The 248-nt window shown below is 66.5% G+C and carries 1 protein-coding gene; it reads right to left on the bottom strand.

What is annotated here, in order from left to right; all coding sequences use genetic code 11:
• Positions 1-248, bottom strand: a 248-nt coding sequence (locus NCT05_RS36710; protein WP_250504808.1) for a benzoate/H(+) symporter BenE family transporter, incomplete at both ends; no start/stop codon positions are given.

Raw genomic sequence — 248 nt, forward strand, 5'->3', positions numbered from 1 at the left:
CCGGTGCACAGTGCCGCCGTGATCGCCGCGATGACGATCGTGATGCCGCCCGAGAACGCCACCAGCATCGACGCGAGGCTCGTCGTCATGAGGACCGGCCGCGTCGGCGTGTGATAACCGGAGGCGCGCAAGATCGCGAAGCCGGGCAGGAACTGACCCGTCAGACTGACGATGACGAGCGGCACCGCGAGACTCACGACCGACTGCCAGGTCCACGTCGGCATCATGAATACGGGGCGCGTGAGATG

The organism is Caballeronia sp. AZ7_KS35 (assembly GCF_023631045.1).
GTDB lineage: Bacteria > Pseudomonadota > Gammaproteobacteria > Burkholderiales > Burkholderiaceae > Caballeronia > Caballeronia zhejiangensis.